Below are 18,180 nucleotides of genomic sequence, written 5' to 3'. Positions count from 1 at the left end.
GATACGCCCCCGGATAACCCGCAACGCCCGTCGGTGGGAAAGGTTTCCGTCTTTTGACCTCGACAGGCTCTGTCAGGCGCAGCCGACCAGCCCCGCCACCGGCACCAGCGCCACGTCCTGACCGGGCCGCTCGATCGTCAGCAGCCCCTCTGGTACGCGCGCGCCGCGTTGCAGATTGGGCGTGACCTCGACCGTCAGATCGAGCGTCGCGGTGATCGCGTCGCGGCGGAACTGCTGCCGCGACGGCAGGCCCAGCGTCGCATCGCCCTCCTGGCTCGCGCGCGCCAGATCGATCGTCTTGCCGTCGATCGAAAGCCGCAGCTGCGCCGGATCGGCGCCCGCCAATGCCACCAGCTGCCGATCGCCCGTGCTCCAGAGATAGGCGGCGCAACCCTTGGCCGGCAGCGCCTGCCTGCCGATCGGCCCTAGCGGCTGGGTCGCCGCCTGGAGCAACAGGAACGCGAGCGTCATCATCCCACCGCTCCTATCATCACCAGCCACGCCGGGTAAGCCGCCACCGCCATCAGCGCCCCGAACGGCATCGCCGTCTCGCGGCTCACGGTGCGCCCGCTCATCCGCGCCGCCAGCACCAGCCCGACGCCGATCAGGCTCGCCAGCAACAACACCGCCGGCAGCATCCGCCACCCCAGCCACAGCCCGATCGCGCCCAATAGCTTGGGATCGCCGCCGCCCATCCCCGTGCGTCCTCGTATCCGGCGGTAAGCGGCGGCGATCAGCCAAAGCACGCCGAATCCCGCCACGCCGCCGATCAGCCGGTCCTCGATCGGCGGCCACACGCCCAGCGCCCCCGTCGCCAGTCCCGCCACCGCCAGCGTGCCCGTCAGCCGATCTGGCAGCCACAGCACCGCGACGTCGAGCGCGGCCAGCGTCAGCAACAGCCAGCCGAACATCGCGCCCGCCATAGCCTCCGGCCCCGCCACCGCGACGCCGGCGGTCACGCCGATCAGCGCGCACCCTGCCTCGATCAGCCCATGCCTAGGATCGATCGCCGCGCCGCAGCTCCGGCATCGCCACCGCTGGACCGCCGCACTCACCAGCGGCACCAGCTCGATCGCGGTCAGCGTCCGCCCGCAGCCGTCGCACGCCGAGCGCCCGCCAAGCCCGCGCCCCGCCGGCCAGCGCACGACCAGCGTCGCCAGGAAACTCCCGACGATCGCGCCGAGCATCCCAAGCCCGATCGGCCAGCCCAGCGCCTCAAGCGGTCTTGCGAACCAGATAACGATACACCCCGAAACCGTTGACCGCGAACAGCACCGCATTCTGCGTGCCGAGTGCGGGATCCTTGGCCAGCACCGCGCCGGAAATCCAGGCGATGGACGAGGTCAAGAAGATCACGAATCCCCACCCCGTCACCCGGCGACCGATGTCGAGACTGACCATAAAGGCAGCGATAATACCTGACAGCGCGGCATACCACTTGATCGTCATGGTGAGTGTATCCATTCCCCATGACCTACCGGGGCAGCGCCGCCGCCCCTACATCATCGCTCAACTTCATCCCCTTCGCCGGAGATAAATTCGTGGCCACCGATCCCGTCGTCATCCTCTCCTACGCCCGCACCCCGATGGGCTCGTTCCAGGGCAGCCTCGCCGGCGTATCGGCGACTGACCTCGGCGCCACTGCGGTCAAGGCGGCGGTCGAGCGTGCCGGCGTTGCCGGCGACGATGTCGAGCGTATCTACATGGGCTGCGTGCTGCCCGCCGGCCTCGGCCAGGCACCGGCGCGCCAGGCGGCGCTGAAGGCGGGCCTGCCGCGCTCGGTCGAGGCGACCACCGTCAACAAGATGTGCGGATCGGGCATGCAGGCCGCGATCATGGGCGCCGAGGCGCTGGCGGCCGGTTCGGTCGACATGCTGGTCGCGGGCGGCATGGAGAGCATGACCAACGCGCCGTACCTGCTCGCCAAGCATCGCGGCGGCGCGCGGATCGGCCATGACCGGATCATGGACTCGATGTTCCTCGACGGGCTCGAGGACGCGTACGAGCCCGGCAAGGCAATGGGCGTGTTCGCCGAGGATACCGCCCAGGAATACCAGTTCACCCGCGCCGCGCAGGACGACTATGCCGTCGCCTCGCTGACCCGCGCCCAAGCGGCGCAGACCTCGGGCGGGTTCGACCGCGAGATCGTCGCCGTCGAGGTGAAGACCCGCAAGGGCACCGAGACGATCGACAAGGACGAGCAGCCCGCGAAGGGCGATCCCGCCAAGATTCCGACGCTCAAGCCCGCCTTCGCCAAGGACGGCACGATCACCGCCGCCAACGCCTCGTCGATCAGCGACGGCGCCGCCGCGCTGGTGATGACGCGCGAGAGCGTCGCCGCGGACAAGGGACTGACCCCCGTCGCCCGCATCGTCGCCACCGCCGCCCATGCGCATGAGCCCGCCCGCTTCACGACCGCGCCGGTCGATGCGGTGAAGAAGGTGCTCGACAAGGCCGGCTGGTCGGTAGCCGACGTCGACCTGTTCGAGATCAACGAGGCGTTCGCCTGCGTCTCGATGATCGCGATGCGCGACCTCGGCATCGATCACGCCAAGGTCAACGTCAACGGCGGTGCCACTGCGCTCGGCCATCCGATCGGTGCCAGCGGCGCGCGCATCATGGCGACCCTGATCGCCGCTCTCCAGAACCGCGGCCTGAAGAAGGGCGTCGCCAGCCTCTGCATCGGCGGCGGCGAAGCCACCGCGGTGGCGCTGGAGCTGGTGGACTGACGTTCCTTCTCCCCTCCCTGGAAGGGAGGGGTCGGGGGGTGGGTCCGGAGCCTCGCAGAGCCTGTCGCCCTGGGAAACAACTCACCCCAACCCCTCCCTTCAAGGGAGGGGCAATCGCCTCACGGCACCCGCTCCCCCGGCTCCACGCCCCACAATCCCTCGACCGCCACGAAGCCCGCCTGCCCCTTCACGTCGAACCGGCACCAGCCCGCTTCGCACCGGCTGATCCGACCGACGACGCCCGGCGCCGCGCGCCACAGCAGCTTGCCCGAACCGCCCGGCGCATCGCGCATCTCGACCGGCTCGCTGCCGCGCACGATCGCGGTCCGCGTGCTGCTGACCATATTGCCCAGCATCCAACCCTGCGCGCCGTCAGGGTCCTCGATCCGCCGCCATTCCTTGTACACCGCGACCACCTTCACCGGCAGGTCGGCGCGCTGGTACAGCCAGCTGGCGGGGTAGGCGCGCGCCGGCCCGGTCCGGGTCCGTGCCCGGCCCGGCGCGATCGAGGCGTAATAAGGCGGCTCGCGCTTGGCCTCGGCGGCGCCGGCCGCGGTATCGAGCCCGATCGTCGCGACGAGGGCGGAAAGAATGGCGAGGCGGCTCATGGTCATGCCCCGTCTCTATGCCGCCGACCGCCACCGCTTCAACTCCCGTTGACGCGTCATCGCCGGGTCGCCACACCCGCTTCGCCATGACCGACACGCGCCGCTGCCCCCATCCCCGCGTCATCGTGACGCGCGAGCTGACCGACACGGTGATGGAGCGGCTCGAGGCGTTGTTCGACACGCAGAACAACCGCGGCGACGTGAAGATGACGCGCGACCAGCTCGCCGCGGCGATGGCGTCGTGCGACGTCCTCGTCCCCACCGTCACCGACGACATCGATGCCGATCTGATAGGCAATGCCGGCCACCGGCTGAAGCTGATCGCCAACTACGGCGCCGGCGTGAACCACATCGACCTCAAGGCCGCCCGCGCCCGCGGCATCATCGTCACCAATACGCCGGGCGTCCTGACCGAGGATACCGCCGACATGACGATGGCGCTGATCCTGTCGGTCCCGCGTCGGCTGGCGGAGGGCGAGAAGCTCGTCCGTTCGGGAACGTGGAAGGGCTGGAGCCCCGGCGGCATGCTCGGCCACCGTATCGGCGGCAAGGCGCTCGGCATCGTCGGCATGGGCCGCATCGGCCAGGCGGTCGCCCGCCGCGCCCGCGCCTTCGGCCTGTCGATCCATTATCACAACCGCCACCGCCTGCCCAAGGTGCTGGAGGCGGAACTGGGCGCCGAATGGCACCCCCATCTCGACGCGCTTCTCGCCCGCGTCGACATCGTCACCATCCACACCCCGCTCAACGCCGACAGCCGCGACCTGATCGACCGCGACCGTATCGCGCTGATGCGGCCCCATGTCTTCCTCATCAACGCCAGCCGCGGCGGCATCGTCGACGAGGAGGCGCTGGTCGAGGCGCTGGAGGCGGGCCGTCTTGCCGGCGCTGGCCTCGACGTCTGGGAACACGAACCGCGCATCGACCCACGCCTACTCGCCCTTCCCAACGTCGTCATGACCCCGCACATGGGCTCGGCGACCTTCGAAGGCCGCATCGCGACCGGCGAGAAGGTGATCCAGAACATCCGCATGTGGGCCGACGGCCACCGTCCGCCCGATCAGGTCCTCGAAGGCTGGGCATAGCCCCGCGGGAACCGACCCGCCCGTCGGCCTTTCTCACCGCATCCTCGTAACCCTCGGAGAATAGCCGTGAAGAAAGTCGCCCTCCTCGCTCTCGTCGCCGCCTCGCTGCCGATGGCGGCCTGTTCGACGCTGAAGGGCGCCGGCATCGGCGCCGCCGCTGGCGCAGGCACCGCCGCGGTGACCGGCGGCAAGGTCGAAAAGGGCGCGGCCGTGGGCGGCGCCGCCGGTGCCGTCGTCGGCACGGTCGTGGACTGATCGATCATTGCGAGGGGCGCAGCGACGCGGCAATCCAATCCTGCGCTCGCCGCAGTGGATTACGTCGCTACGCTCGCGATGACGCGCCTACCGCTTCAGCCCCGGCCGCTGGATCGGACAGACCTTGCCCCGCAGCGCATGCGCATCGGCATTGGCGCGATCGACCTTCGCCTGCGCCATGATCGCCAGCAGCGCCTGCCGCGACGTCGCATCGTCGCTCTGCCGGCCGCTCACCGCGCGCGATTCCAGGCGGCGACCTTCGCCCGCGTTGCCGCCAGCAGCGCGTCGAGCGCCTTTCGGTCGTACAGCTTGCCACGAAGCACCACCGCGTCAACGCCCCGCGTTGCGCTAATGTCTTTCAACGGATCGGCCTTGAGCAGCACCAGGTCCGCCGCCTTGCCTCGTGCCACGGCGCCATAGCGGTCGAGCTTGCCGAACCACCCCGGCCCCGCCCGCGTCGCCGACGCCAGCGCCTCGGCGGGCGTCAGGCCGTAGCGCACATACAGCGCCAGCTCGTCGTGCAGCGCCTGCCCCGGATAGTCGAAGCTGTTGAGGAACCCCGCATCGGTCCCCGCCATGATCGTCACGCCGGCCCGGCGCAGCCCCGGCAGGATCGCCGCCATCTTCTCGACATGCGCATGGCGCCGGGCGATCTCCGCCGGCGTCGCCTTGGCGGCGCGATCGACGCGCCACTGATAGGTCTGACGCAGGCCGGGCCCGATATAGGCGAGATAAGCGTCGCGCGAATGATCGTCGCGGTCGAGATAGGCGATCGTCCGACTGACGAGCAGCGTCGGCGTCACCGCGACGCCCTTCGCCGCCATTGTCCGCCAGGCCTTCGCCGCGACGGCAGGGTCGAAGCCCTCGTCGATGCGTCGATCCGCCTCCGCCCGCGTGATCCGTCCCGCCGCAAAGTCCGCCGCAATCGCCGCCTCGTCGGGCGCGCCGGGCTTGAACGCATAGTCGAGGTGCTCGATCGAGCTGATCCCCGCATCGAGCGCCTGCTCGATCGTGTCGGCCATCGGGATATGCCCCGATACAGGCAGCCCCGCGCGCCGCGCCGCGCCAACCGCATAGAGGAACAGCTTCGGGTCGAGCGTGCTGTCGGTGATCTTGACGAAGTCGACGTCGAGCGCCTTCAGCTTCGACACCGCCGCATCGACGTCGGCCTCGCTGCCCGTCTCCAGCGTGCCCTTCCAGATCGGCTTCAGCCCCTCGATCTTGGGGCCGGACGTATAGATGGTCGGCCCCGTCAGCGTGCCGCGCCGCACCGCCTCGCGCCACGCTAGAACCTGATTTGGCAGGTCGCCCGCACAATCGCGTACCGTCGTCACGCCATTGGCGATGTAGAGCGGCAGCAGCGCCTCGTTCTCGGCCACCAGCGCCGGCCCGCCACCGAAATGGACGTGCATGTCCCACAGCCCGGGGATCAGGAAGCGCCCGCGTCCCTCGACCCATCGTGCGCCCTGCCAGCGTCCTGCGACATCGCTATCCCGGCCCGACGCGACGATGGTATCGCCGCGCACCGCCACCGCCTGATCGGGCAGCGTGCGGCCATGCTCGACATCGACCACCGCTACATGGCGGATCAACAGGTCCGCGCGTTCTCGCCCAGCAACCGGCGCCGCACCGAGCAGCGCCGACGCCGCGAGCGCGGGAACCAGCCGCCGCATCAATCGCCGGTCAGAATGCGATCGACCAGCTGCTTCACCGTCGGGACGAAGCCGTTGGAATAGAAGGGATCGCGCTTGAAGTTGTACGCGGCATGTCCGGCGAACATCAGGTTCTGCTCGGTATCGCCACCGTGCGCGATCTCCTGCAGCGTCTTCTGGATGCAGAAGCTGCGCGGATCGGCGAGGCGCCCGGTCGAGTTTGTCTCGCTATCCGCCCAGCTCGAGAACAGGCACTGCGACAGGCAGCCCATGCAATCGGCCTGATCCTTGCGAATTTCCTTCGCCTCTTCGGGGCTGACGAACACCAGCGTGTTGTCGGGCGTCTTCAGCGCCATGGTGAAGCCGTGGCCGAACCACTCGCGCGCGCGGAGCAGGTCGCCCTGGGTGACCCAGAAGTTCTTGCCCTTCACGCCGACGTCGAGCTGGAAGACATGGTCGCCCGCTTCCTGCGTCGAAAACGCGATCTGCCGCTCCGACCGCGCCTCCAGCGCACGTAGGAAGGGATTGCGGACCGCCGACGAATAGAAGCCCGTCGGACTGAAGCGATGGAGCAGGACGTCGCCCTCCTCGATATGCATCAGCTTCTGCTTCCACTCCTCGGGGATCGGGCTTTCATGGGTCAGCAGCGGCCGGGTACCGTACTGGAACGCGATCGCGCCCAGCTCGGGATTGTCGATCCAGTCGTTCCAATCGCGCAAGTACCAGACGCCGCCCGCCATCACGATCGGCGTCGAATCGGGGATGCCACCCTCGCGCATCGTGTCGCGCAGCGCCTTGACGCGGGGGAAGGGATCCTCGGGCTTCAGCGGGTCTTCGGCGTTCGACAGGCCGTTGTGCCCGCCCGCGAGCCAGGGGTCCTCATAGACCACCGCCGCCAGCCACTCCGACGCCTTCGAATAGGCGCGCTTCCAAAGCGCGCGGAAGGCGCGGCCCGAGCTGACGATCGGCAGATAGTGGACGTTGTACGACGCCGCGATCTCGCTCAGCTTGTACGGCATGCCCGCGCCGCAGGTGACGCCCGCCACCAGCCCGCGCGTCCGCTCCAGCACGCCATGGAGGATGCGCGGCGCACCGCCCATTTCCCACAACACATTGATGTTGATCGCGCCCTTGCCGCCCGCGATGTCGAACGCTCGCTTCACCTGCTGGACGGCGCCCTCGATGGCATATTCGACCAGTTCCTCGTGCCGCTCGCGCCGCGTCAGCGCGCGATAGATCTGCGGAATGATCTTGCCGTCGGGATCATAGCTGTCGGCGTTGACCGCCGACACCGTGCCGATGCCGCCCGCCGCGGCCCAGGCGCCCGCGGAGGCATGGTTGGTCGCGGCGACGCCCTTGCCACCCTCGACGAGCGGCCAGACCTCTCGGCCATTGTAGACTATCGGACTCAGGCCCTTGAACACGCGCGCGCACCATCGATGAAAGATTGACGGCCCCCGTATAGCGATTGTGGCAGCGGACGCACGCAATTTGACGACATTGTGTCAGCCCAGCGCGCCGGGGCGCCCCAACACCTCTTCGTACAGCGCCCGATAGGCCGCGATCATCGCCGCCTCGTCGAAGTCGTGGACGGCCTTGACGCGGTTGGCCGCGCCGACGCTACGGCGCAGATCGGCGTCGAGGACCAGGGGCTGCAGCGCATCGCGCAAGCGCACCTCGCCCGGGTATTCGGTGATGAACGGCGCATTCTCCGCCGCCACCATCCGGGGCACGTCGCCGACCGGCGCCGCCGCGATCGGCAGCCCCGCCGCCATCGCCTCCATCACCGCGGTCGGTTGCTGTTCGCTCAGCGACGACAGCGCGAAGATGTCGAACGACCCCAGGAAGCGATAGGGTCGATCGACGAACCCCGGCATCACCAGCTTGTCGCCGATCCCCATCGCCCGCGCTTGTTGCTCGATCGCCCCGCGCTCCGGCCCGTCGCCGACGACGACCATCCTGATCCGACCCGACAGCCCGCCGACCGCCCGCACCAGCGCAGGCACGTCCTTGACCCGCGTCAGCCCGCCGACGGTGCCGACGACGACCTCCTTCGGCCCGCGCACCAGCCCCGGTATCGCCTTGGGATCGGCGCGTCCCTCGTACAGCGACGTCGCAATGCCGTTGGCGATCCGGCGCACGCGCGATGCCGGCTGCTTCCATCGGTTGGCGGCGATCCAGGCCAGTACCTCGCTCGGCACCACCAGTGCCGATGCAGCCGGCAGCGCGATCCGGCGATAGATGTTGCGCTGCGCCTTCAGCCCACTCGCCTCGTCCTCGGTAAAGCCGTCCTCGTGATGCACCAGCGGCGGCGCGCCCTTGGCGAAGGCGCGGCGCGCCATCACCCCGTCGATCGCGCCCCAGTCATAGGTCAGCACCAGGTCGAACCGGCGCATGTATCGCGCGATCGCCTCGAACCGCGCGACCGATGCCGCGCCTGCCAGCGGCGGCGGATCCTGGGCGATCTCGTAGCGGACGCCCCTGGGGATCGCGGCCCGCGCGCCCATCCGGTCGGGATCGGCCGACACGATCGTGTGCCGAGCAGCATCGCCGAACGCCTGCATCAGCCGGATCACACGCGCTTCCTTGCCGCCATGATCGAAGCTGCCGTGGAGATGAAGGATATTGACCGGCACGGTCCGCCCTCAGCCGTCGGCCCGCGCCAGCAACCGGTCGACGGACGCCTGCAGCATCGGCTCGACCAGCGTCGGCGTGTGGCCGACGCCGGGCACCGTCACCAGTTCGCCCTGACCCAGCGCTGCCAGCATCCGCTCCGCCGTCTCGGACGACAACACGTCGGACCGGCCGCCGCGCACGACGAGCACCGGCACGTCGCTGAGGCTCGTCAGCGCGGCCCACATGTCCGGCCCCGCCTCGCCGCCCGGCACGCGGAACGGCTCGGCGATCTTCAGGTCGTAATCGAGCACGATCCGCCCCGAGCTCGTCAGCCGGTACAGCCGCTTGGCCATCGCCAGCCATTCCTCGATCCCCCAATCGGGATAGACGTCGGCGTTGGTGTCCTGCACCGCGCGCGCGGCATGCATCCATGTCGGAAAGGCGCTGCCGCGCCCGACGTAGCTCCTGATCCGGGAAAGCCCGCGCGGGTCGATGTCCGGCCCCACGTCGTTGATGATCGCCCCCACGATCGGCGCGCCTGCCGCTTTCAGCAGCATCGTGACGATCCCGCCCAGCGAGGTGCCGACCGCGATCGCCCGCGTCAGTTCGAGTTCGGCGATCAGTCGCTGGACATCCTCGACATAGGTCGCCGGGACATAGGTCATCGGATCGCGCGCATATTCGCTGCCGCCGCGCCCGCGCAGGTTCACCGCCAGGATTTGCCGCGACCCCGCCAGCCGCGCCGCCAGGGCGTCATAGTCGCGGGCGTTGCGCGTCAGTCCGGGCAGGCACAGCAGCGGCGCCTTCATCATGTCGCCGGAATAATAGCGATAATGCAGCTTCAGCCCGTCGGCCGACGTCCAGTACCGATTTTCATAGGCTGGCATGGTTGCGTCCTTGGGTTGGCGGCCTCCATATCCACACATGCCCCCCGCCCCGCAAGCATACCGCCCCGCGACCGCGCTCGCCGATCTCGGCCCCGCCTTCTCGGACGCGGTGTCCGCCGCCAACTTTCCGCAGCAAATCCTGCGCTTCCGCAACGATCGCGCTGCCGCATCGATCGGGCTGGACACGCTCGACGACGTCGAATGGATCGCGCATTTTGGCCGCTTCGCGCCTCTGCCCGGCACGCTGCCCGGCCCGCTCGCGCTCCGCTACCACGGCCACCAGTTCCGCGTGTACAATCCCGACATCGGCGATGGCCGGGGATTCACCTTCGCGCAGATGCACGACGATGCTGGCCGGCTGATGGACCTCGGCACCAAGGGGTCCGGCCAGACGCCCTTTAGCCGCTTCGGCGACGGGCGCCTGACCTTGAAGGGCGGCATGCGCGAGATCCTGGCGACCGAGATGCTCGAGGCGCTGAACGTCCCCACCAGCCGCACCCTGTCGCTGATCGAGACCGGCGAGGAGCTGGATCGCAACGACGAACCTTCGCCGACGCGCTCGGCGGTGCTGGTCCGCCTCAGCCACGGCCATATCCGCATCGGCACCTTCCAGCGCCTCGCCTATGAGCGTGACGCGGAGAATATGCGTCGCCTGGTCGGCTATGTCCTGCGCCACCTCTATGGCGAGAATGGCGACGATCCACTCCGCCTGCTGAACCTGATCGTCGAGCGTACCGCCACGCTTGCCGCGCGCTACATGGCGGCAGGCTTCGTCCATGGCGTGCTCAATTCGGACAATATCAACGTCACCGGCGAAAGCTTCGACTACGGCCCCTGGCGCTTCGCCCCGACCTGGGACCCAGGTTTCACCGCCGCCTATTTCGACCATGCCGGCCTCTACGCCTTCGGTCGCCAGCCCGAGGCGATCCACTGGGACGTGATGCAACTCGCCTCCAGCCTCCGCCTTATCGCCGAGAGCGACCCGCTGATCGCCGCGCTCGAGCGCTTCGCCGGCCTCTATCAGCCCGCCGTGGCGAGCGCGCTCCTCTGGCGCCTCGGCCGCCAGCCGCAGGATCCCGTCACCGACCGCGCGCTCGTCCAGACCGTCGAGCGCGCCCTTCGCGCGACCGAGGCGCCGCTCGACCGCTTCTTCTTCGACGCCTTCGCGCAACCCCTGCCCGATCGATATGGTAGCGACTGGAACGACGCCCGCGCTGCCCTCGACGCCTACGCACCGCGCAAGGCCCGCGACCACTCCTACTGGCAGGGCGAACCCTGCTCGATGCTGATCGACGAGGTCGAAACGCTGTGGAGCGCGATCGACGAGCGCGACGACTGGGCACCGCTGCACGCCAAGATCGACGCGATCCGAACGATGGGAGAGGCGCTTGCCTGAGCCCCTACATCGGAAGCGAGGAGAAGGGTGAGGGTGTGGCAACCTCTCCGCGGTGACGTGACACCGCCACAACTCCCGCTAAAAGCGCGGCTATGGCCGACGATCTTCTTTCCTTCGAACCCGCCACCGGCGACCTCCTGTGGCGTGGCACGTCGGGGGACGCCGAAGCCGAAGTTGCGGCGGCCCGGGCCGCCTGGGCGCCCTGGGCCGCGCAGCCGCTCACCGTCCGCATCGAGACGCTGCGCCGCTTCGCCAACACCGTGCGCCAGCGCTACGAGGCGTTCGCCGACCTGATCGCACGCGAAACCGGCAAGCCCCTGTGGGAAGCGCGTACCGAGGTCGATACCGTCATCGCTAAGGTCGACATCTCGGTCAGCGCTTATGCCGAACGGACCGCCCAGCGCCGGCTCGACGCGCCGATGGGCAGCCGCGTCGCGGTGCGCCACAAGCCGCACGGCGTCCTCGCGGTCCTCGGCCCCTATAACTTCCCCGCTCACCTGCCCAACGGCCACATCGTCCCCGCGCTGCTGGCGGGCAATGCGGTGATCTTCAAGCCGTCGGAAAAGACTCCTGCGGTCGGCGAGTTCCTCGTCCAATGCTATCGCGACGCCGGCGTTCCCGAGGGCTGCATCCGCCTGCTCCTCGGCGGCCCCGACCAGGGCCGCGCGCTCGCCGACCATGCCGGGATCGACGGCCTGCTGTTCACCGGATCGGCACGCACCGGCATCGCACTCAATCGCGCTTTCGCTGCCAAGCCTGAAAAGATCCTGGCGCTGGAGATGGGCGGCAACAACCCGATCATCGTCTGGGACACGCCCGACATCCACAGCGCCGCGGTGCTCGTCGTCCAGTCGGCCTTCACCACCGCCGGCCAGCGCTGCACCGCCGCGCGCCGGCTGATCGTCGACGACAGGCTCGCGGAGCCGCTGGTCGATGCGATCAACAAGCTCGTCGGCCGGCTGATCGTCGGCGCGCCGCACGACGATCCGGCGCCCTTCATGGGGCCGGTGATCGACAACCAGACCGCCGACCAGCTGACCGAAAGCTTTCTGGCGCTGATGATGAAGGGCGGCCGCCCGATCCGCCATCTCGAGCGTCCCGCCGACGATCGCCCGTTCCTGCTGCCGGCGCTGATCGACATGACCGACGCCAGCGAGCGGCCCGACATGGAGCTGTTCGGCCCGATCCTCCAGATCGTCCGCACCGACGACTTCGATACCGCCATCGCCGAGGCGAACGCCACCCGCTACGGCCTGTCGGCCTCGCTCATCAGCCAGACGCCATCGCTCTACGACCGCTTCTGGGCGGGCGCGCGTGCCGGCATCGTCAACTGGAACCGCCCGACCAACGGCGCGTCGTCATCAGCCCCGTTCGGTGGCATCGGCTGGTCGGGCAACCACCGGCCCAGCGCCTATTACGCCGCCGACTATTGCGCCTACCCCGTCGTCTCGAGCGAGGCCGAGTCGGCAAGGGCATCGATCGGCATCGGCCTGAAGGACGACTGATTCCCGTCACCTCGGGGGATGCCCCTACACGTCGTCATCCCCGTGCAGGCGGGGCCCCATCATCACTGGTCGCCGTGAGTCTCACCAAGCGCAGCCAGTCTGGATCCCCGCCTTCGCGGGGATGACGACGGAGAGGACGCACGCCCCCTCCCCAATCGCTTACGCCGTCACCGACCCGTGGCAATGCTTGTACTTCAGCCCCGATCCGCACGGGCACGGGCTGTTGCGGTTGACCCGCCCTTCCCAATGCTCGGGATTGTCGCCGAGATCGGTCGGCTCAGGCCGCGCGATCTGGAGCGGCGGCAGCTGGCTCTGCACCAGCCCCAGCGTGCCGGCGTCGATGTCGTTGCTGTTGTCCTCGCCCGTGAACGGATCGAAGTGCGTCGTGATGAAGTCGGGCAGCTGCGGCAGGTCGACCGACGGCTGCATCTGGAATTGCGCATAGGCCAGCGTCCGCGTCACGTCGGTGCGGATGTTGTCGAGCATCCGCTGGAACAGCATGAACGCTTCCTGCTTATACTCGTTGATCGGCGTCTTCTGGGCGTAGGCGCGCAGATGGACGACCTGGCGCAGTGCGTCGAGCGTCGCCAGATGCTCCTTCCAGTGGTGGTCCAAATTCTGGAGCAGGATCGACTTCTCGACCTGGGTCCAGGTTTCGGGCTCCAAGTCCGCCGCCTTGGTCGCGATCGCGGCATCGGCCGCCTCGCGCACGCGCTCCTCGACGATCTCGGGATCGATCGCCTCTTCCTCCAGCCAGGCGTCGACCGGCATGTCGAGGTTCAGCACCTCGACGAGCTGCGTCTTCATCCCCTCGACGTCCCACTGCTCGGGATAGCTGCCGACCGGGCACGCCTCGCCGACGATCGCGTTGACCGTCTCGGCACGCATGTCGGTGACGACGTCGCCCACCGTTTCGGCATCCATGATATCGGCGCGCTGTTCGTAGATCACCTTACGCTGGTCGTTCATCACGTCGTCATATTCGACGACCTGCTTGCGAATGTCATAGTTGCGCGCCTCGACCTTCTTCTGCGCGGTCTCGATCGCCTTCGACAGCCACTTGGAACCGATTGCCTCGCCGTCCTCGATGTTGTTGCGCATCATTTTCGCGAACAGCGTGTCGGGGCCGAAGATGCGCAGCAGATCGTCGTCGAGGCTAAGATAGAAGCGCGACAAGCCGGGATCGCCCTGGCGACCCGAACGCCCGCGCAGCTGATTGTCGATGCGCCGGCTCTCGTGCCGCTCGGTGCCGAGCACGAACAGCCCGCCCGACGCGAGCACGTCCTTCTTCTCCTGGATGATCTCGGCGCGGATCCGCTCCGCTGCCGCGTCGTATTCGGGGGTGCCGGCCACCAGCTCGGGATGCTCGTCGAGCATGCGGAACTCCAGGTTGCCGCCCAGCTGAATGTCGGTGCCGCGGCCCGCCATGTTGGTCGCGATCGTCACCGCCGACTTGCGGCCGGCCTGCGCGACGATGTGCGCCTCCATCTCGTGATAGCGCGCGTTCAGCACCTTATGCTCGACGCCCTCCTGGTTGAGGAACTCGCTCAGCAGCTCGGACTTCTCGATCGAGACCGTGCCGACCAGCACCGGCTGTCCCTTCGCGGCATGCTCGCCGATCTTCTTGGCGATCGCGCGGAACTTGTCCTGGGTATCCTTATAGAACTCGTCTTCCTCGTCGATGCGCTGCACCGGCACGTTGGTCGGGATGGTGACGACGTTCATCTTGTAGATGTCGTAGAATTCCGCCGCCTCGGTCGCCGCCGTACCGGTCATGCCAGCCAGCTTCGGATACATGCGGAAATAATTCTGGAAGGTGATCGACGCCATCGTCTGGTTCTCGGGCTCGATCTCGACGCCCTCCTTGGCCTCGACCGCCTGGTGCAGGCCGTCGGACCAGCGCCGGCCGTCCATCATGCGGCCGGTGAACTCGTCGATGATGATGACCTTGCCATCCTTGACGATGTAATCGGTGTCGCGCTTGAACATCTTGTTGGCGCGCAGCGACTGGTTCAGGTGGTGGACCACCTGGGTATTCTCGAAGTCGTAGAGGTTCGCGCCCTCCAGGATGCCCGCCGCCTCGAGCAGTCGCTCGGCGCGCTCGGTACCGTCCTCGGTCAGGGTGATCGACTTCTGCTTTTCGTCGAGCTCGTAATCCTTGTCGACCAGCTGCTTCACGATCGCGTCGACGCGCATGTACAGCTCGGACTTGTCGTCGGTCGGGCCGCTGATGATGAGCGGCGTGCGCGCCTCGTCGATCAGCACCGAATCGACCTCGTCGACGATCGCCATCGCGAACGGGCGCTGCACCATCTGCGTGCGCTCGTACTTCATGTTGTCGCGCAGATAGTCGAAGCCGAACTCGTTGTTCGTGCCATAGGTGATGTCGGCGTTATACGCCGCGCGGCGCTGCTCGTCGGTCAGGTTGGGGATGATGACGCCCACGGTCATCCCCAGGAAGCGATAGACCTGGCCCATCCAGTCGGCATCGCGGGCCGCCAGATAATCGTTGACGGTGATGACGTGGACGCCCTCGCCCGGCAGCGCGTTGAGATAGGTCGCCAGTGTCGCGACCAGCGTCTTGCCCTCGCCCGTCCGCATCTCGGCGATCTCGCCGCGGTGGAGGACGATGCCGCCGATCATCTGCACGTCATAATGGCGCTGACCCAGCACCCGGCGCGCCGCCTCGCGCACCGTGGCATAGGCCTCGGGCAGCAGCGCATCGAGCTTTTCGCCTTGGTCCAGACGGGCGCGGAACTTGACGGTCTGGCCCGCCAGCTCCTCGTCGCTCATCGCCTGCAGCGACGGCTCGAAGCCCGCGATCTTGGCGAGCACGGGATTGAGCGACTTCACGTAGCGGTCGTTGGACGAACCGAAGATGGATTTGGCAAGGCCGCCGAACATGGGCAGATTCCTAAGGATAGCGGTGGGCACGCAGCCGGTCGGCGCGCGCGAGGGATCGTGGCTGGCAGATGGGACGGGCGCGTGCCCGTACAACCGCGGCGTTATTCGCGGCGGCGGCCGGTCGTCAGCAGCAGCGCGGGCGTGACGAAGGCGGGAACGATTGCGGTCGCCGTGCCGGCCAGCGTCGCCAACGCGGGCAGCGCCGCGACGGGACGAGCGGCGAGTCGCGCCTGCCGCGTCGCCGCCGGCAGCGCGCGGCGCGCCTCCGCCGCCATCACCTGCGCCGCGGCCGGCGGCGCCCGCACGCCGCCGGCAACGCCGGTCAGCGCGGAAAGCAACGCGGAAAGAAGCAGCAGCAAGTTCATGCGTCGGCCTGCATAGGGCGCGGCGAGGCCGTCGTCCACCGACGCCGTGACACGGCTCGCCCCGCTACGGTGCGCAACCTCAGAGCGGGCTGACCACCGTAGTGGTCGATACCGTCATCTTGCCGGCGACGGGCTTGCCGTTGCGGCGCAGCGGCGAGGCCACCTGACGCCCCTTGACGAAGCCCTTGCACGCCAGTTGGTCGCCCTTCGGCACCCGGCACGCCGTCACCCGCCCTTCGGCGTCAAGCCGCACCTCGACCGCGACGTTGGTGTTCGCGACGGGCCCCTTGCTCAGATCCATGGCCGCGACTTGCAGCAGCATCATCGACAACATGGCGACATTCTCCCGATCCCGCATGGCAAGCACGCGCCCTTCGGGACGGATCATCCATCCGCCCGAAAAAGTTACCGAAAGGTTAATGGAGCGACCAGCCGGCCGCCGTTCGGGTCAACTGCCCGCGGGCGGCGTCGGAGCCGGCGGCACGGTATCTACAGGCGGCGTCGGCAGGACCCAGCGGATCGGCAGCCGATAGGTCGAGGCGACGGGTCGCTTCTTCTCGTCCCGCGCCGGCTGGAATCGCATTCGCTGCGTCGCTATCTGACACGTCTCCGCATCTAGATCCGAGTTGCCGCTCGACCCCTCGATGCTGCAATCCGTGACCCGCCCCTGCGGGCTGATGCCGAGAAGCGCCACTGTGCGTCCCTGGGCATCGGCACGCAGCGCCGCCGGGGGATAATTCGTCGATCCGGGATATTGGCTGATGTCGCCGAGCGGCTGAGAGCCGGACTGGGCCATCGCGCCGGCGCTCCAGAATAGGCCGACCGTGATCGCCAGGACACCTGTTCTCCGCATCGCAGCGACTCCAACTTTTGACCTACCGCAGCATTGCACGTTCGCCGCGACGCTCCAGCGTTGATCCGCAACCATCTGGAGCTATGGACGCCCTCATGGTCGACACCCCCATCTCCCCCCTCGCCACGCCCTTCCCCGCGCTGCCGCCGATCGCCGGGGCCACGCCGCGAGTCGCGCGGGCGCGTTACAAGACATGGAACCGCTGCGACCTGACCTTCGTCGAGCTGGCGCCCGGCACCGCCGTCGCCGGCGTATTGACGAACAGCCGCTGCCCCTCGCCCGAGGTCGAATGGTGCCGCGCCGCCCTGACGCTCGGCCGGGCGCGCGCGCTCGTCGTCAACGCCGGCAACTCGAACGCCTTCACCGGCAATCGCGGCCGCGCTGCGGTCGAGGCAATCGCCGCGCGCACCGCCGGCCATCTCGGATGCCAGCCGTCCGACGTCTTCGTCGCCTCGACCGGCGTCATCGGCGTCCCACTGCCGATCGACAAGGCGGAGGCAGGGCTAGACGCCGCGTTCACCGCCGACATCACCGACTGGAAGTCGGCCGCCGAGACGATCGGCACCACCGATACCTATCCGAAGGGCGCGATGACCACCGCTATCGTCGATGGCCGCACCGTCACGCTGGTCGGGATCATCAAGGGCTCGGGGATGATCGCGCCCGACATGGCGACGATGCTCGGCTTCGTCTTCACCGATGCGGCGGTCGACCCCGCCCTCCTCCAGCGCGCGCTATCCGCGGCCAACGCGCCCAGCTTCTCGTGCATCACCGTCGACGGCGACACCTCGACCAGCGACACCGTCCTCGCCTTCGCCACCGGGGCGGCGGGCAATGCGATGCTCGTCGACGACGACAGTGCCGGCGCCGACGCCTTCCGCGCCGCGCTGAACGACTTGTGCCACCAACTCGCAATCCTCGTGGTCCGCGACGGCGAAGGCGCGACCAAGCTGATCGAGGTCGAGGTGATCGCCGCCGAAAGCGACCGCTCCGCGCACCGGATCGCGATGTCGATCGCCAACTCGCCGCTGGTGAAGACCGCCATTGCCGGCGAGGACGCCAATTGGGGCCGCATCGTCATGGCGGTCGGCAAGGCCGGCGAGCCCGCCGAGCGCGACAAGCTGTCGATCCGCTTCGGCAATACGCTGGTCGCGCGCGATGGCCTGGCGGTGGAAGGCTATGACGAAGCCCCCGTCGCCGCGCACCTGAAGGGCCAGGAGATCGCCGTGGGCGTCGACCTGGGCCTCGGCGACGGCCAGGCCACGGTCTGGACCTGCGACCTGACCCACGGCTACATCTCGATCAACGCCGATTACCGCAGCTGA

The 18,180-nt window shown here is 68.5% G+C and carries 19 protein-coding genes; 6 read left to right on the top strand and 13 right to left on the bottom strand.

Translation table 11 applies throughout. The features are described from left to right. Positions 1 to 72: 72 nt before the first annotated feature. The 3 genes from GGQ80_RS07125 to GGQ80_RS07115 are packed head-to-tail and all read right to left on the bottom strand — an operon-like array spanning position 73 to position 1,449. A complete protein-coding gene (locus GGQ80_RS07125) occupies positions 73 to 474 on the bottom strand; it encodes a hypothetical protein (protein WP_183983202.1) in 402 nt (133 codons plus the stop codon). Then, positions 471 to 1,187: a prepilin peptidase gene (locus GGQ80_RS07120; RefSeq protein WP_246346925.1), complete on the bottom strand. Its 717-nt coding sequence runs from the start codon at positions 1,185 to 1,187 to the stop codon at positions 471 to 473. Before GGQ80_RS07120 ends, GGQ80_RS07125 begins: the two co-directional genes overlap by 4 nt. Before the next feature lie 28 nt (positions 1,188 to 1,215). After that, positions 1,216 to 1,449 (bottom strand): hypothetical protein, encoded by a 234-nt coding sequence (locus GGQ80_RS07115; protein WP_246346924.1) that lies wholly within the window; start codon positions 1,447 to 1,449, stop codon positions 1,216 to 1,218. A gap of 92 nt (positions 1,450 to 1,541) precedes the next feature. Here GGQ80_RS07115 and GGQ80_RS07110 point away from each other — a divergent pair, with 92 nt between their 5' ends. Then, positions 1,542 to 2,729, top strand: coding sequence for a thiolase family protein (locus GGQ80_RS07110; protein ID WP_343050919.1), 1,188 nt, complete (start codon positions 1,542 to 1,544; stop codon positions 2,727 to 2,729). A gap of 119 nt (positions 2,730 to 2,848) precedes the next feature. Here the strand turns inward: GGQ80_RS07110 and GGQ80_RS07105 are convergent, their stop codons facing one another. Further along, entirely contained in the window at positions 2,849 to 3,337 is a 489-nt protein-coding gene (locus GGQ80_RS07105; RefSeq protein ID WP_425506025.1) for an SH3 domain-containing protein, read from the bottom strand. Between the two features lie 86 nt (positions 3,338 to 3,423). Between GGQ80_RS07105 and GGQ80_RS07100 the strand changes: the two genes are divergently transcribed. Together GGQ80_RS07100 and GGQ80_RS07095 are read left to right on the top strand one after the other, a co-directional pair. Next, positions 3,424 to 4,422, top strand: a complete 999-nt coding sequence (locus GGQ80_RS07100; protein ID WP_183983197.1) for a 2-hydroxyacid dehydrogenase — start codon at positions 3,424 to 3,426, stop codon at positions 4,420 to 4,422. A 66-nt stretch (positions 4,423 to 4,488) separates the two neighbouring features. After that, positions 4,489 to 4,677: a YMGG-like glycine zipper-containing protein gene (locus GGQ80_RS07095; protein ID WP_183983196.1), complete on the top strand. Its 189-nt coding sequence runs from the start codon at positions 4,489 to 4,491 to the stop codon at positions 4,675 to 4,677. A gap of 87 nt (positions 4,678 to 4,764) precedes the next feature. Here GGQ80_RS07095 and GGQ80_RS07090 read toward each other — a convergent pair whose 3' ends face one another. The 5 genes from GGQ80_RS07090 to GGQ80_RS07070 all read right to left on the bottom strand — a co-directional run bounded on the left by GGQ80_RS07090 (position 4,765) and on the right by GGQ80_RS07070 (position 9,832). Then, positions 4,765 to 4,911, bottom strand: coding sequence for a hypothetical protein (locus GGQ80_RS07090; protein WP_183983195.1), 147 nt, complete (start codon positions 4,909 to 4,911; stop codon positions 4,765 to 4,767). After that, a complete protein-coding gene (locus tag GGQ80_RS07085; protein WP_183983194.1) occupies positions 4,908 to 6,350 on the bottom strand; it encodes an amidohydrolase family protein in 1,443 nt (480 codons plus the stop codon). The genes GGQ80_RS07090 and GGQ80_RS07085 overlap by 4 nt, the downstream gene beginning before the upstream one ends. After that, positions 6,350 to 7,753, bottom strand: a complete 1,404-nt coding sequence (locus GGQ80_RS07080) for a nitronate monooxygenase (RefSeq protein WP_183983193.1) — start codon at positions 7,751 to 7,753, stop codon at positions 6,350 to 6,352. The genes GGQ80_RS07085 and GGQ80_RS07080 overlap by 1 nt, the downstream gene beginning before the upstream one ends. Positions 7,754 to 7,834: 81 nt before the next feature. Next, on the bottom strand, positions 7,835 to 8,965 hold the full coding sequence (locus GGQ80_RS07075) for a glycosyltransferase (RefSeq protein ID WP_183983192.1): 1,131 nt from the start codon (positions 8,963 to 8,965) through the stop codon (positions 7,835 to 7,837). A gap of 9 nt (positions 8,966 to 8,974) precedes the next feature. After that, positions 8,975 to 9,832: an alpha/beta fold hydrolase gene (locus GGQ80_RS07070; protein ID WP_183983191.1), complete on the bottom strand. Its 858-nt coding sequence runs from the start codon at positions 9,830 to 9,832 to the stop codon at positions 8,975 to 8,977. 37 nt (positions 9,833 to 9,869) lie between these two features. Here GGQ80_RS07070 and GGQ80_RS07065 point away from each other — a divergent pair, with 37 nt between their 5' ends. Then, positions 9,870 to 11,228, top strand: a complete 1,359-nt coding sequence (locus tag GGQ80_RS07065; protein ID WP_183983190.1) for a protein adenylyltransferase SelO family protein — start codon at positions 9,870 to 9,872, stop codon at positions 11,226 to 11,228. Between the two features lie 92 nt (positions 11,229 to 11,320). After that, a complete protein-coding gene (astD, locus tag GGQ80_RS07060; protein WP_183983189.1) occupies positions 11,321 to 12,733 on the top strand; it encodes a succinylglutamate-semialdehyde dehydrogenase in 1,413 nt (470 codons plus the stop codon). A 159-nt stretch (positions 12,734 to 12,892) separates the two neighbouring features. Here astD and secA read toward each other — a convergent pair whose 3' ends face one another. The 4 genes from secA to GGQ80_RS07040 all read right to left on the bottom strand — a co-directional run bounded on the left by secA (position 12,893) and on the right by GGQ80_RS07040 (position 16,855). Further along, on the bottom strand, positions 12,893 to 15,637 hold the full coding sequence (gene secA / locus GGQ80_RS07055) for a preprotein translocase subunit SecA (protein ID WP_183983188.1): 2,745 nt from the start codon (positions 15,635 to 15,637) through the stop codon (positions 12,893 to 12,895). Positions 15,638 to 15,738: 101 nt separating this feature from the next. Then, positions 15,739 to 16,041, bottom strand: a complete 303-nt coding sequence (locus GGQ80_RS07050; protein ID WP_343050918.1) for a hypothetical protein — start codon at positions 16,039 to 16,041, stop codon at positions 15,739 to 15,741. A 40-nt stretch (positions 16,042 to 16,081) separates the two neighbouring features. After that, on the bottom strand, positions 16,082 to 16,390 hold the full coding sequence (locus tag GGQ80_RS07045) for a hypothetical protein (RefSeq protein WP_183983186.1): 309 nt from the start codon (positions 16,388 to 16,390) through the stop codon (positions 16,082 to 16,084). A 60-nt stretch (positions 16,391 to 16,450) separates the two neighbouring features. Next, positions 16,451 to 16,855, bottom strand: coding sequence for an energy transducer TonB (locus GGQ80_RS07040; RefSeq protein WP_183983185.1), 405 nt, complete (start codon positions 16,853 to 16,855; stop codon positions 16,451 to 16,453). Positions 16,856 to 16,950: 95 nt separating this feature from the next. Between GGQ80_RS07040 and argJ the strand changes: the two genes are divergently transcribed. Further along, positions 16,951 to 18,180, top strand: a complete 1,230-nt coding sequence (gene argJ / locus GGQ80_RS07035) for a bifunctional glutamate N-acetyltransferase/amino-acid acetyltransferase ArgJ (protein WP_425506023.1) — start codon at positions 16,951 to 16,953, stop codon at positions 18,178 to 18,180.

The sequence above is a fragment of the Sphingomonas jinjuensis genome (assembly GCF_014197105.1).
In the GTDB taxonomy this organism is placed as follows: domain Bacteria; phylum Pseudomonadota; class Alphaproteobacteria; order Sphingomonadales; family Sphingomonadaceae; genus Sphingomonas; species Sphingomonas jinjuensis.
The sequence above is the reverse complement of the archived record's forward strand: the minus strand, read 5'-3'. Positions and strand labels throughout refer to the sequence as shown.